We start from the raw sequence: 12,059 nt of genomic DNA, 5'->3' as shown, positions 1-12,059 counted from the left end.
CCGGCATTCATCGCGAAGATCAGGCTGCCGCCCTGCGCGGCGACGTGATTCGCCAACCGGTCGAACTGGCCGAAGGGGGCGCCGGCCTCGTCGCGCAGGAAGAGGCGGATGTCGTCGGTCTCTGCGTCGAAGCTGCAAACGAGATAGGGCGCTGATTCGAAGGTGACGGTTTCGCAGGGGCCTTCGGTCTTGCCAGTGCAGGCCGCGAGGGCGAGGCTGCAAAGGGCGAGGAGGGCGGCGCGCAGCAACATGATTTACAGGTTAGTCATGCGGGCTGGAACCCGCAACCTCGGCGCCTGCACGAGGCTGTGAAGCAAGGATGGGTGCATCCGTCCGGGCGCGGCGCACGGAAAGCGCTTGTTTACGCACCCTGTGTAGACTTCAGCCTAGGCGGGAGCCCTGAACATGACACATATTGCCAGCGATGACCTGTCTGCGCGCCGTTATTCAGCGGCTGGCCTGGGGGCCTGGCCATTTGTGGCGACCGTGTTCCTGTCGGCGGCACTGGTTTTCCTGGTGCAGCCGATGTTTGCCCGGATGGCGACGCCGCTGCTGGGGGGCTCGCCGAATGTCTGGAACGTCTCGCTTGTCTGTTTCCAGGCGGCGCTGCTGGCGGGCTATGCCTATGCGCACCTTTTGAGCCATCTGGTCAAAAGCGTGCGCACGCAGGTCACCGTGCATGGCGCCCTGCTGATGGCGGCGGCGCTGGTGCTGCCGTTCGAGCTGACGGGTATGCTCGGCGCGCCAGATCCCTCCCGCCCGGCGGCCTGGCTGATCGGCGTGTTTGCCATCTCGATCGCGCCGCCATTTGCGATCATTTCGGCGACCGCGCCGCTGATCCAGTCCTGGTATGCCCGCACGGGGCGTGCGGACGCGCACGATCCCTACCATCTCTATGCCGCCAGTAATGCCGGCTCGCTGCTCGGCCTCGCCGCCTATCCGCTGCTGCTGGAGCCGCTGGCGCCGCTGGCCATGCAGACCGGCGCCTGGTCGCTGGGCTACGGTTTGCTGGCGCTGATGCTGGTCGGGTGCGGCGTGGTCGTAATGCGGCTGAATACCGGCGCGGCGGTGCAGATGGCGGCGGCCGATCCGGCGCCGGTTGCCGGACGCTGGCGCCAGCGCCTCTGGTGGGTGACGCTGGCCTTCGTGCCGTCGAGCCTCCTCGTCGGTGTGACGACGCATATCGCCACCGATGTGGCGAGCGCGCCTTTCCTCTGGGCGCCGCCGCTTATGCTTTATATCGCGAGCTTTATCGTAGTGTTCGCCAAGCGACCGCCGATCAGCACCGCGCAGGCTGCCATGATCATGCCGCTGCTGGTGGGCGTCGCGCTGTTCACGCTGTCGAAGTCCTCCGGCGTGCCGACGCTGCTCAGTTTCTTCGTGCACCTCGGCGCGTTGTTCATGGCCGCGATTGCCTGCCACGGCCTGCTCGCAGCTGACCGGCCAGCGACCGGACGGCTTACGGAATTCTATCTGCTCATGTCGCTTGGCGGTGTTCTCGGCGGCGCTTTCAATGCCCTCCTTGTGCCGTTGATCTTCACGACCGTGGTCGAGTATCCGCTGATGCTGATCGCGGTGCTGCTGCTGATGCCGCAAGCTTACTGGACCGGGCCGCGCAAGCTGTGGGCTCTGGCGGGGGTTGCCGTGTTTGCTGGACTGGCCGCACTGGCCGTGCGCAGCGTGCCGCCGCTGATGGCATACGAGAATTTCAGCTTCTTCACGCTTCTCATCACGGCGATGGTCATTGTCTACCTGGTGCGCCAGTCGCGCCTTGCGAGCGCTGCGGCAGCGGCTTGCCTTTGGGTGGTCGGTGCTGCCTCCAGCCCGATGGCAGGCGCCAATGCCGAGCGGGGCTTCTTCGGGGTGGTCAAGGTCCAGGAGCAGGACGGCTACCGGGTGATGGTACATGGCACCACGCTGCACGGCGCGCAGGCCCTCGGTGCCAATGCGCTTCGTCCGTCTACCTACTATTCGCCGGAAACGCCGATGGGCGAGGTGTTCGGCGCGCATACGGCACCGGGCCGCGTGGCGGTTGTCGGCCTCGGTGTCGGCTCGGTGGCCTGCTATGCCAAGCCGGGCCAGCATTATACCTTCTTCGAGATCGATCCGATCGTCGCCCGGCTCGCCTCTGATCCGGAGAGCTTCACCTATCTGTCGGAGTGCACGCCGCACGCCGCCATCGTGCTCGGCGACGGCCGCCTGACGCTGGTGGATGAGCCGGTCGGCGCGTTCAATCTCTTGCTGATCGATGCCTTCTCCTCGGACTCGGTGCCCGCCCATCTCCTGACCCGTGAGGCGGTGGCGCTCTACCTGTCGCGCGTCAGCAAGGATGATGGCATCGTGCTGCTGCATGTGTCCAACCGCTACATGGCGCTGGCCACGGTGGTCAGCCGGATTGCCGGCGAGCTGGGCATGCCGGCGCGCTTGCAGTTCTACATACCGCCGGTCGGGGCGGATGCGAACAAGTACGTGACGCGGGCGAGCGTCGTCGTGGCGCTGGCGCACAACGAGGCGGCGCTGGCACGGCTTGAGGGCACGCGGGGCTGGCAGGTGCTGGCGTCCGACGGAGGGCGTGCCTGGAGCGATGACTATTCCAACATCCCAGGCGCAATCTGGGACCGGCTGGTGAATGACCTGGACTAGTCTTCGGCTGCAGCCGGAAGAGGAGGGCGGCGCGCAGTAACATCCGGCGCAGGTTAGTCCATGCGGGGCGCCAGCCGCAACCTTGCGGCCTGCACGAGGCTGTGAAGCAGCGTGATTTGCCGCAGCGGCGGGCGGTGTGCGGTGATTGCGTCGCGGGGCGGTCCGCCTTATCCTAAATCCCAGCCCGCCTGCCTGAGGGCAGCCTCCCAAGGATCCGACATGTCGAAGTCCAAAGACGCCCCAGACTCCGACCGCGAGGGGCGTGATTCGCTTCTGCAGTTAACTGTTATGGTGTCCGGGCGCAGTGATCCCGCAGAGGTGCTGGCCTACGCGGTGGAGCGCGGCTGGCTGGATGCGGACGGCAATATCACGCCGGCGGGGATGGAACTGGAGAAGGCGCTGTCCGACCAGTCGGGCACGCGCTCGGCGTTCCGGGGGACATGACGATGGCCGAGAATTTTGAACGCCACCGCCAGGCCTGGACGACCGACGAGGTGCAGAAGCTGCACCTCTTGGCAACCAAGGGCATGAGCCTGAAAGCCATCAGCAAGGCGATGACCCGCAGCGAGGAATCGATCCAGGCGCGCGCGAAGATCGACAAGCTGAAGATTTCGAAGATGCGGTAGGCGGCGGGCGCTGCGATGAGTGGCCAAGCCCTGGGCGGTCCCGTGCCCGTCACCGCGAAAAGGCCCTCCGACCGGCTCTGTATGCAGCGCGCCCGTAACCGCACGATCAGCCATTCGGTATATTGTCCTTAGGCGGATCGTTCTCAAGCGGGTTTACAGAAATCGCTACGCCGCGAGTGTTGCGCTGCGGAACCTTTCACCCGGTCAGCTGTTCTTGTGGAAACAAAACCAGGAGCGCAGCATGACCGATATCAAGTCCGCCAGAATAGCCATTCTATCGACCAATGGGTTCGAGCAGTCGGAATTGTTCAAGCCTAAGCGGGCGCTCGAAGCGGCCGGTGCGGCGGTGCATGTCGTGTCGCCGGAGGCCGGATAGATCAAAGGCTGGAAAGATGGCAACTGGGGTGACAGGGTGACTGTCGACGTGCTTCTGAAGGATGCCGGACACGAAGACTATGACGCGCTCGTGTTGCCCGGCGGCCAGATGAATCCGGACATTCTCGGAACGCTTCCGGAGGCGGTTCGCTTGTTAAAATCCTTCTTCGAGGCCAAAAAGCCGCTCGCCGCGATCTGCCATGCCCCGTGGCTGCTGATCGAAGCGGGCATTGTCCGCGATCTGTCCTTGACCAGCTACAAGTCGATCAAGGCTGATGTCGTGAACGCGGGCGGCAAGTGGGAAGACAACGCGGTCGTCGTCGATAACTGCGTGATCACGTCGAGGAATCCGGACGACCTCGAGGCGTTCTCGCGCAAGATCATCGAGCAGGTGACCAATAGCCGACATGCTCACAGCGCCGCCTGAAACGCACTGAGACCGGATTTGTGAATGAGTCAGGCAAGGGCGTTGCTTTAAGCCAGGGTGCAAGCTCGGTCGGAGGTTTCCGCCTTAAGCCCCCGCTTCGCCGCCCGCTAGCGCCTCGCGCCGCTTCTCGGCGGCGGACTTCTTGACGCTTTCGGAGCGTAGCTGGCCGCAGGCGGCGAGGATGTCGCGGCCGCGCGGCGTGCGGATGGGGGAGGCATAGCCGGAGCGGTTCAGGATTTCCGCGAAGGCTTCGATCGTTTCCCAGCTTGAGCATTCGTAAGGGCTGCCGGGCCATGGATTGAACGGGATCAGATTGATCTTCGCCGGAACACCCTTCAGCAGGCGGACGAGATTGTGGGCTTCGGCCACGGTGTCGTTGACGCCTTTGAGCATCACATACTCAAACGTCACGCGGCGCGAATTGCCTAGGCCGGGATAGGCGGCGATGGCATCGAACAGTTCGGCGAGATTGTACTTGCGGTTGATCGGCACGAGTTCGTTGCGCAGATCGTCATTCGCGGCGTGCAACGAGATGGCCAGCATCGCATTGGTGCGTTGGCCGAGTTCGGGGATCTTCGGGGCGACACCGGCGGTGGAGACGGTAATGCGGCGGCGGCCAATGGCGATGCCGTCGCCGTCCGAGATCGTGTCGATCGCTTCGGCGACATTGTCGAGATTGTAGAGCGGCTCGCCCATGCCCATGAAAACGATGTTGGTGAGCAGGCGGCCTTCTTCGGCGCTCGGCCATTCCTCCAGCGCGTCGCGGGTGATCAGCACCTGCTGGACGATTTCAGCGGCTGTCAGGTTGCGGACGAGGGCCTGCGTGCCGGTATGGCAGAAGGTACAGTTCAGGGTGCAGCCGACCTGCGACGAGACGCAGAGCGCTCCGGCTTTGCCGACATCCGGTATATAGACGCTTTCGCCCTCAATGCCGGGGCCAAAGCGAGTGAGCCATTTCCGGGTGCCGTCCTTCGAGACTTGGTGATCGGCGATTTCCGGGCGGTCGAGCACATACTTGTCTGCCAGCACAGCGCGAAGGTCCTTCGCGATGTCGGACATGACCGAAAATTCACGTGCACCGAAATGGTGAACCCAGCGGCGCAATTGCCGGGCGCGCATGCCGGCCTGTTTGGGATCGAGCCCGAGGCTTTCCATTTCGGCCTTCAGAGCCGGAATCGACAGGCCTGCCAGCGTTCTGGGGCCGGGCTGGGGCGCGGGGCGCCGGGAAAGGTCGAGGGTGGTTGGCATCGGCGGGCCTATAGCATGGGGGGTCGGTTAAGGAAAACCGCTCCGTACATGGACGGAATGTAAGGGTGCAGATGGTTGATTACGCTTTCTTTTTGTCACTGTATTTCACCGTATTGCGGGAACCCCCCGTCTGTTGGCGTATATTTATATGGGTTGCCGCAAAGAGCGGCCCTTCAAATCATAACAAGGAAGTCTCCTCATGAAGAAGTCCGCTATCCTGGTCGCCGCCCTCGCGCTGCCGCTTTTCCTCCAAGCCTGCCAGACCAGCCCCAGCCAGCGGGTGATGACCACGACGGCCGCAGGCGCGATCCTCGGCGCTGGCGCCGGCATGATGGCCGGCGGAGACGACAAGCGTAACGCTGCCATCGGCGCAGCTGTCGGCGCCATCGCTGGCGCCTCGGTCGGCGTCTATATGGACAAGCAGGAAGAGAAGCTGCGTCAGCAGACCGCCGGCACCGGCATCGAAGTCGAGCGTCAGGGCGACCAGCTTGCGCTGACCATGCCGTCGGGCGTCACGTTCGCCCAGTCGAGCGCTACGATCCAGCCGAACTTCTACCAGGCACTCAACAGCGTGGCCTCGACCCTCGTCGAATATCCCTCGACGGCTGTCGACATCCGCGGCCACGCCTCGTCGGAAGGCGACCGCGGCTTCAACCAGCGCCTCTCGCAACAGCGCGCCGACGCCGTGCGCGGCTACCTGGTCAACCAGGGCGTCCAGCCGGTACGCATGACCGCAACCGGCATGGGCATCGACTATCCGGTGGCTGACAACTCGACCGAAGGCGGCCGCGTCCAGAACCGCCGCGTTGAAATCATCCTGACGCCGGTCTCGCAGTAATCTGCGCACCGGTCCTCCCGGACTGAACAAGGCGGGCGGCAATCTTCGGGTTGCCGCCCGTTTTGCATTTCGCCCCTGACGCTGCGTTCGTTGAACTTTCAGCGGGAATTCGCGCACCGGTATATGGTGTTCCGGTGCAAAGCACGGATCGTGGCGCCATGAGAACTACCGGACACGCCAGACGGGCCAGCGGCCCCTTCGCGCGCAGCGCGCCCTATAGCGGCGTCTTCTCGGAATTCATCCGGGGCCTGTCCTGGCTCTACCTGCGTGCCATCGGCTGGCGGATAGGCTCGGACTGGCCGGTGCATGTGCCGAAGTCGGTGATCGTGGCCGCCCCGCACACGTCCAACTGGGATGGGCTGACGATGGTGGCGGTGGCGGGGTGGTACCGGGTGAAACTGAACTGGATGGGCAAGGCGGCGCTGGTGCGCGGACCGCTCGGCTGGCTGGTGAAGCGGTCGGGCTGCGTGCCGGTGGAGCGGTCAACGTCGCAGGACGTGGTCGAGCAGATGCGCAAGGCCTTTTCTGCGCGCGAGACGATGCACCTGGCGGTTGCGCCGGAAGGCACGCGCGAGGCCAATCCGAACTGGAAGACGGGCTTCTATCACATCGCGCGCTCCGCCGGGGTGCCGCTGCTGATGGCGGTGCTGGACTACCGCACGCGGGTGGTGCGGCTGGAAGGGCCCATGGACACGACTGCCGATGCCGCCGCCGACATGAAAGCCGTACTCGCCTATTATGCCGAAGCGGAGGGCAAGTATCCCGAACGCTTTGTTAAGCCCGACTGGTAGCAGGATCAGCGGCAGGCTTCTGCCGCCTTGTCGATGGCCGTGGCCGAACCGCTCAGCGAGAACTTGTAGGACACCTTGGTGCCGCGGGCGGATGTTGCCTCGACGACGAGGTTTGCGCCCTTGCGCAGCGCCTCGACGATGGCCGGATCGTCGGCATCCTCCGCGAAAGCTTCGCGGGCGGCCGGGAAAAGTGTCCATGAGGAGCGCCCGACCTTGGCCTTCGGGCTGGAGCCGTCCTTGATGTCATAGCCCACCTTGATTGAAGGCTGGGCCTTGGCCTTGCCGGACTTCCAGCTGGTCACATAATACCAGACGGCGCCGTGATTGACCCTGGTGGGGGTCGTGGTTTCCGCCTCGGTGGCCGCATAGCAGATGAGATCGCCCTCGACGGTTTCGGTGAACACCGCCCAGTCCTTGAACCGGCCAACGGCCGTGGGTTCGGCGGCGGCGGGCGCGGCCAGCAGGAGCGGCGCGATCACGATTGCGAGATTGAGGCGGCGGCAAAGTGTTTTGCGTTGCGTGTTCAAAATACTATTCCCATTGTCGGCTCCGGATCCGATCCTCTCGGCAAGCAGTTTGCCGCGCGATTACACCAGACACTTATAGCGTGTGCAAACAGGAAAACCTAAGAGCCATGGTTGCTTTGCTTAGGGATAAGACAGAAAGTGAGCACTTGAAAACTGGAAAGGCTCGGCGCGTGTTTGACAAGACAGTCAAAACAGCGGACCCTGAAATGAGGGAGCGGCATGCCGAGTGCATGGCGCAGATTGCGTCGGCGCGGTCGAAGGCTGCCTTCGCCGAACTTTTCCAGTTCTTTGCACCCCGGATCAAGAGCTACATGCTGCGCCTCGGCGCGAGTGACAGCGAGGCTGAAGAACTCGCGCAGGATGTGCTGATCACCGTCTGGCAGAAGGCGGGCTTGTATGACCGCAAGCAGGCCTCGGTGTCGACGTGGATGTTCCGGATCGCCCGCAACCGCCGCATCGACGTGCAGCGGCGACAGCGACGTCCGGAACTGTCCGAGGACGACCCGATGCTGCGCCCGCCCGAGATCGAGCAGCCGGACGATGTGATGGCGCGCGGACAGATGGAGGGCCTGGTGCGCTCGGGCCTGGTCAAATTGCCGGCCGACCAGCTCCTGCTGCTGCAGGCGGCTTTCTATGACGGTCTCTCGCATTCCGAGATCGCCCGGGCGTTCAACCTGCCGCTCGGCACCGTGAAATCCCGCATCCGCCTCGCTTTCCTGCGCCTTCGCGGGGAGCTGGAAGGGACAACTTAACCCTCTTTCTTCATTCTGCGGCTCTGCGTCCTTGACCTTGGCGTCTTCCGGACAATGTAGCGGGAAACGACCGGATCAAATTACGCCATGACTGTTTCGCCCCCTAACACGTTCAGTGAACTCTACGCGGCCTATGCGGCCGGCTGTCTCGACCCGGCGTTCACCCTGATGGTGGAGACGCAGAGTGTGCTGCGCCCGGAGGTCCGCGAATCGGTTGCGTTCAGTGAGATGATCTCCGGCAGCCTGCTCGAAACCGCGCCCGCCGCCGAGCTCAGCCATGGCGCGCTCGACCGGGCGCTGGCGGCCATTGACGAACTGGATGCCAGCGAGGCCGCTTCGGTGCGCGCCGGCCGCGCAGCCGGGGAGGCGATGGACGAAGTGCTTGCGCTGCCCGAGCCGCTGCGCACAGCGGCGCTGGAGGCGACCGGCCGGGGCAGCTGGCAGGCGATGGGCCGCGGTCTGAAACGCCTGAAGCTGGACACCAGTGCTCGGATGGAAACCGAGCTTTACCGGATTTCGCCAGGCGCCCGTATCCCGCGCCACTCGCATGCCGGAAACGAGTACACGCTGGTCGTGGCCGGCGGTTTTTCCGACGAGTCTGGCTCCTACGGGCCCGGAGATGTGCTGATCAAGGGCCCGAAGGATTTCCACCAGCCGGTCAGCGACGAGGGCGAGATCTGCTACGCGCTCGCGGTGCGCGATGGCGGCCTTCACTTCACCGGCATGCTGGGCATGCTGCAGCGAATGCTAGGCGCACGCTGATCAGGCCAGCTGGCCTTCTCACCCAGCCTGCGCGATCGTCTCCAGATACTGCGACTGCGCGCGATCTATAGGCATCCGATCTTCCGCTGTCAGTTTGCCGGTCCAGCGGCCGCAAGCGGACTTGTGGATGAAGGCGCCCGCGCCGGCGTCCGACATGACGGCGCCGAGGGGAACGGACTTCTTGGTGTTCGCCTTCATCCAGTCAAACTGGCAATACTCGACGACGCGGTCCTGGCGCGTCTCGTCGATGGGGATGCCGAGGACGGCAGCCATGCGGCGCATTTCACCCGGCATGTCGCGCTTCAGGTCCGCGAAGTGGACCATGTGCATATTCGGCAGATTGCGGACCGCCCACCAGGAGCGGATGTTTTCCCATAACGGCCAGAAGGGGTGGCCGTCCTGCGCCATCCAGGTTTGCCAGTATGCGCAAATGTCCTCCGCTCACGGACCAATCGGCGGGCCGACACGCCCCGGGGTGCCGTTGAGGGCTTGATACCAGAGTGCGTTGGCTCGGCACTGGTGGTTGTGGAGGCTCCAGAGTAGGTCGCGGCCGCCGCGGCCAATGTAGATGCATCTGGCGCGGGGCGAGAAGACGAGCGCGTCGAAGGGCAGGTGGGTCTTCAGGAAACGGCGGTGGGTCTGCGCCTCGACTTCCGGCCTTTTTTACCTCTTTCGGGGGGACGCGCAGATCGAGCCGGGGCGACATCTCGGCAACTGCGAGATCCGGATCACCGCCGAACATCATCTGGGCGATCACCTGCTGGGCCCAGCTGGTGGCGGACTTTGCATAGGTGGAGATGATGATCTCACCACCGCATCAAGGCGAGATCGTTCCAGATCGCCGCATCGAAGTTATGCCTGCGCACTTCCCGGGTCTTCACGGGCCAATCGATCTGTGCCGGCATGCTGCGTCCTCCCCGGCTGCGCAGCAGCAGGCCTGCCACGCGCGCAGTGCGGCGTCAGCTGCCGGGCTTGCGGTCCGGACCTGGAACCTGGGTCCGGCTGGGGGCGTCCGGGCCGCCCGGCATGATCGGGCGGGGGGCATGGCCGCCCATAGAGAGGTGGCGATCATACATGACCATGGCGCCGGCCAGGCTGACATTGATGCAGAATTTGGTCGGTATTTTCACAACATGCGCGCAGCGCGCGAGGATGGCGGGCGAGAGGTTTCCCTTCTCCGGCCCGAGGATATAGGCCGCCTGCGGAGGATGCCGGAAGGAGGGGAGCATCACCGCGTCGTCGGTCAGCTCGATGCCGACAAGCTGGCAGCTGCGCGGCAGCTGCATCTCGTCGACCGAGTCCCATTGGTAGAAGGGGATCTGGTCCTCGCTCTTGGAGGTGTCGGCCCAGTGTCCTTCCTTGATGTTCTTGGCCGCCTTGATCGAGAAGACGAAGCTGGCGCCGAAGGCATGGCCGGTACGCATCAGGGCGCCGAGATTCATCGGCTTGGAAATGCGCTCGGCGCCAATCGCAAAAAACCCGCGCATGTCAGATTATTCCGAGGCCGTAGCGCGCCCCAAGGACAAGGACGAGCAGGAGGCCCGGCGCGATGAGGGCGACGCGGCGGGCAAGCACGAGATGGGCGACCGGTTTTGGATATTCCGTAGACAGATAAAGCGTGCAAGGACTGTCCGGGGGGATGCGGCCGGTATCATAGATGGCGGTGCGGTAGGCGGCATCGGTATGTTTGCCGCCGAACCTGGCCGCCAGCGCCCGGCGCAGCACGATAGAGAGCAGCATGCGCATCTGCCCGGCGAGCAGAATGGCAAAACCGAGGATCGCCGCGAGAACCCAGAAGACTATGATCACAGGAAGGTCGCCACTTCGAACCGGCCGCGCCAGTCGGCGAGGCCGCGTTTGAGGCCGGAGGAGTTGAAGCCCCAGGCGAGGTCGCCATTGGCAGCGACCGCAATCATGCCGCCATTGCCGCCGAGGCGTTTCACATCGTCCAGGGCGCCGTGGACAGCGGCCTCGAGGGGCTGGTTGCCATAGCGGATGCGGGCTGAGACATCGGCCGCGGCGTTGGCGCGGATGAAGTATTCGCCGAGGCCGGTGCAGCTGACGGCGCAGCGCTCGTCGGCCCATGTGCCGGCGCCAATGATCGGCGTGTCGCCAATGCGGCCGGGGGTTTTCGAGAGGACGCCGCCGGTCGAGGTGGCGGCGGCGAGGTCGCCGTAGATGTCGAGCGCAACCGCGCCGACGGTGCCCATCGCAGGAGCGTTTTCTTGAACGGTGTCCTCCTCGACTGCGCCGTAATAGCTTCTGGGATCTGTCACGCGGGAGAGCCCGGTCTCTGCGGCGAGATTTGCGGCGCCTCCGCCGACCAGTAGCACGTTGGGTGTGCGCTCCATCACGGCCCGGGCAGCCTGGATTGGGCTCTCGAAGCCCTGCAGCGCGCCGACCGCGCCGGCGCGGCGGGTGCGTCCGTCCATGATGGCGGCGTCGAGTTCCCACTGGCCGGCAGTGTTCGGGCTCGCGCCCCGGCCGGCGACATAGAGGCCGGAGGCTTCCAGCTCCATCACTACGGCCTCGACCACATCCAGCGCCGCCTCGCCGGCAGCGAGGCGCACGGCGCCGTCAGCTAGCAGGCCGCGGATGTGGGCCTCTTCCGGGGCATAGTCGCGCCCGAAGATCGGCCCGGCGCCGCCATGCAGGGCAAGGGACCAGATTTTCGCCATCTCTTTTGCCTCTTTCCCCCCGCGTCAGGCTTGGCGGGGGCGTGCCGCATGGCTACCGTCCAGAGGCCGAAACAACAAGCCGTGAAGGGAGTGGCGCATGAAAGCCGTGCTGTCGAAAAGCGTTGGGGGGCCAGAGGGCCTCGTTCTCGAGGATGTGGCCGTGCCGGTGCCTGGCAAGGGCCAGGTACTTATCGAGGTGAAGGCCTGCGGCGTTAACTTCCCCGACGCGCTTATGCTGCAGGACATGTACCAGTTCAAACCCGCGCGCCCATTTGCGCCGGGCGGCGAGGTAGCCGGGCTCGTATCGGCGCTGGGCGAGGGTGTCAGCCATGTGAAACCGGGCGACCGGGTGCTGGCATCCGTGGGCACTGGCGGCATGGCGGAGTATGCCG

Annotated in this window: 13 protein-coding genes and 3 pseudogenes; 9 read left to right on the top strand and 7 right to left on the bottom strand. The window is 64.7% G+C overall.

All coding sequences use genetic code 11. The annotated features are described in order from the left end of the window. A pseudogene (locus tag WEA77_RS14020) lies at positions 1-251 on the bottom strand (hypothetical protein); the annotation flags it as partial. Between the two features lie 154 nt (positions 252-405). Between WEA77_RS14020 and WEA77_RS14015 the strand changes: the two are divergent. The 4 genes and pseudogenes from WEA77_RS14015 to WEA77_RS14000 all read left to right on the top strand — a co-directional run bounded on the left by WEA77_RS14015 (position 406) and on the right by WEA77_RS14000 (position 4,071). Continuing rightward, positions 406-2,643, top strand: coding sequence for a spermidine synthase (locus WEA77_RS14015; RefSeq protein ID WP_368068498.1), 2,238 nt, complete (start codon positions 406-408; stop codon positions 2,641-2,643). Between the two features lie 219 nt (positions 2,644-2,862). Next, a complete protein-coding gene (locus WEA77_RS14010; protein ID WP_368068497.1) occupies positions 2,863-3,087 on the top strand; it encodes a hypothetical protein in 225 nt (74 codons plus the stop codon). 2 nt (positions 3,088-3,089) lie between these two features. Next, on the top strand, positions 3,090-3,269 hold the full coding sequence (locus tag WEA77_RS14005) for a hypothetical protein (RefSeq protein WP_291045613.1): 180 nt from the start codon (positions 3,090-3,092) through the stop codon (positions 3,267-3,269). A gap of 241 nt (positions 3,270-3,510) precedes the next feature. After that, positions 3,511-4,071 (top strand): annotated as a pseudogene (locus tag WEA77_RS14000) (type 1 glutamine amidotransferase domain-containing protein). An 84-nt stretch (positions 4,072-4,155) separates the two neighbouring features. Here WEA77_RS14000 and rlmN read toward each other — a convergent pair. After that, positions 4,156-5,319, bottom strand: coding sequence for a 23S rRNA (adenine(2503)-C(2))-methyltransferase RlmN (gene rlmN, locus WEA77_RS13995; protein ID WP_368068496.1), 1,164 nt, complete (start codon positions 5,317-5,319; stop codon positions 4,156-4,158). Between the two features lie 199 nt (positions 5,320-5,518). Between rlmN and WEA77_RS13990 the strand changes: the two genes are divergently transcribed. Continuing rightward, positions 5,519-6,157 carry an OmpA family protein gene (locus WEA77_RS13990; RefSeq protein ID WP_368068495.1) on the top strand — a complete coding sequence of 213 codons (639 nt, stop codon included), beginning with the start codon at positions 5,519-5,521 and terminating at the stop codon, positions 6,155-6,157. Between the two features lie 158 nt (positions 6,158-6,315). After that, a complete protein-coding gene (locus WEA77_RS13985) occupies positions 6,316-6,948 on the top strand; it encodes a 1-acyl-sn-glycerol-3-phosphate acyltransferase (protein ID WP_368068494.1) in 633 nt (210 codons plus the stop codon). Positions 6,949-6,953: 5 nt separating this feature from the next. Here WEA77_RS13985 and WEA77_RS13980 read toward each other — a convergent pair whose 3' ends face one another. Next, positions 6,954-7,475: an invasion associated locus B family protein gene (locus tag WEA77_RS13980; protein ID WP_368068493.1), complete on the bottom strand. Its 522-nt coding sequence runs from the start codon at positions 7,473-7,475 to the stop codon at positions 6,954-6,956. 230 nt (positions 7,476-7,705) lie between these two features. On the opposite strand from WEA77_RS13980, the gene WEA77_RS13975 reads away from it, so the two are divergent. Further along, positions 7,706-8,227, top strand: a complete 522-nt coding sequence (locus WEA77_RS13975; RefSeq protein ID WP_368068492.1) for a sigma-70 family RNA polymerase sigma factor — start codon at positions 7,706-7,708, stop codon at positions 8,225-8,227. Between the two features lie 87 nt (positions 8,228-8,314). Next, complete coding sequence (locus WEA77_RS13970) at positions 8,315-8,989, top strand: ChrR family anti-sigma-E factor (protein ID WP_368068491.1); 675 nt, start codon at positions 8,315-8,317, stop codon at positions 8,987-8,989. An 18-nt stretch (positions 8,990-9,007) separates the two neighbouring features. Here the strand turns inward: WEA77_RS13970 and WEA77_RS13965 are convergent. From WEA77_RS13965 to WEA77_RS13950, 4 genes and pseudogenes are all read right to left on the bottom strand, one after another. After that, a pseudogene (locus tag WEA77_RS13965) lies at positions 9,008-9,601 on the bottom strand (sulfotransferase domain-containing protein). A 347-nt stretch (positions 9,602-9,948) separates the two neighbouring features. Further along, entirely contained in the window at positions 9,949-10,476 is a 528-nt protein-coding gene (locus WEA77_RS13960) for an RNA methyltransferase (RefSeq protein WP_368068490.1), read from the bottom strand. Between the two features lies 1 nt (position 10,477). Then, the gene (locus WEA77_RS13955) at positions 10,478-10,798 is read right to left on the bottom strand and encodes a hypothetical protein (protein ID WP_368068489.1); all 321 of its coding nucleotides are present in this window, start codon (positions 10,796-10,798) and stop codon (positions 10,478-10,480) included. Then, positions 10,795-11,667: an isoaspartyl peptidase/L-asparaginase family protein gene (locus WEA77_RS13950; protein WP_368068488.1), complete on the bottom strand. Its 873-nt coding sequence runs from the start codon at positions 11,665-11,667 to the stop codon at positions 10,795-10,797. Before WEA77_RS13950 ends, WEA77_RS13955 begins: the two co-directional genes overlap by 4 nt. A 97-nt stretch (positions 11,668-11,764) precedes the next feature. Between WEA77_RS13950 and WEA77_RS13945 the strand changes: the two genes are divergently transcribed. Beyond that, positions 11,765-12,059, top strand: a 295-nt coding sequence (locus tag WEA77_RS13945; protein WP_368068487.1) for an alcohol dehydrogenase catalytic domain-containing protein, incomplete at its 3' end; no start/stop codon positions are given.

It is taken from the genome of Hyphomonas sp., assembly GCF_040882205.1.
Taxonomy (GTDB): Bacteria; Pseudomonadota; Alphaproteobacteria; order Caulobacterales; family Hyphomonadaceae; genus Hyphomonas.
Note: the sequence above shows the minus strand (reverse complement) of the source record. Positions and strands in the feature narration are given on the sequence as shown.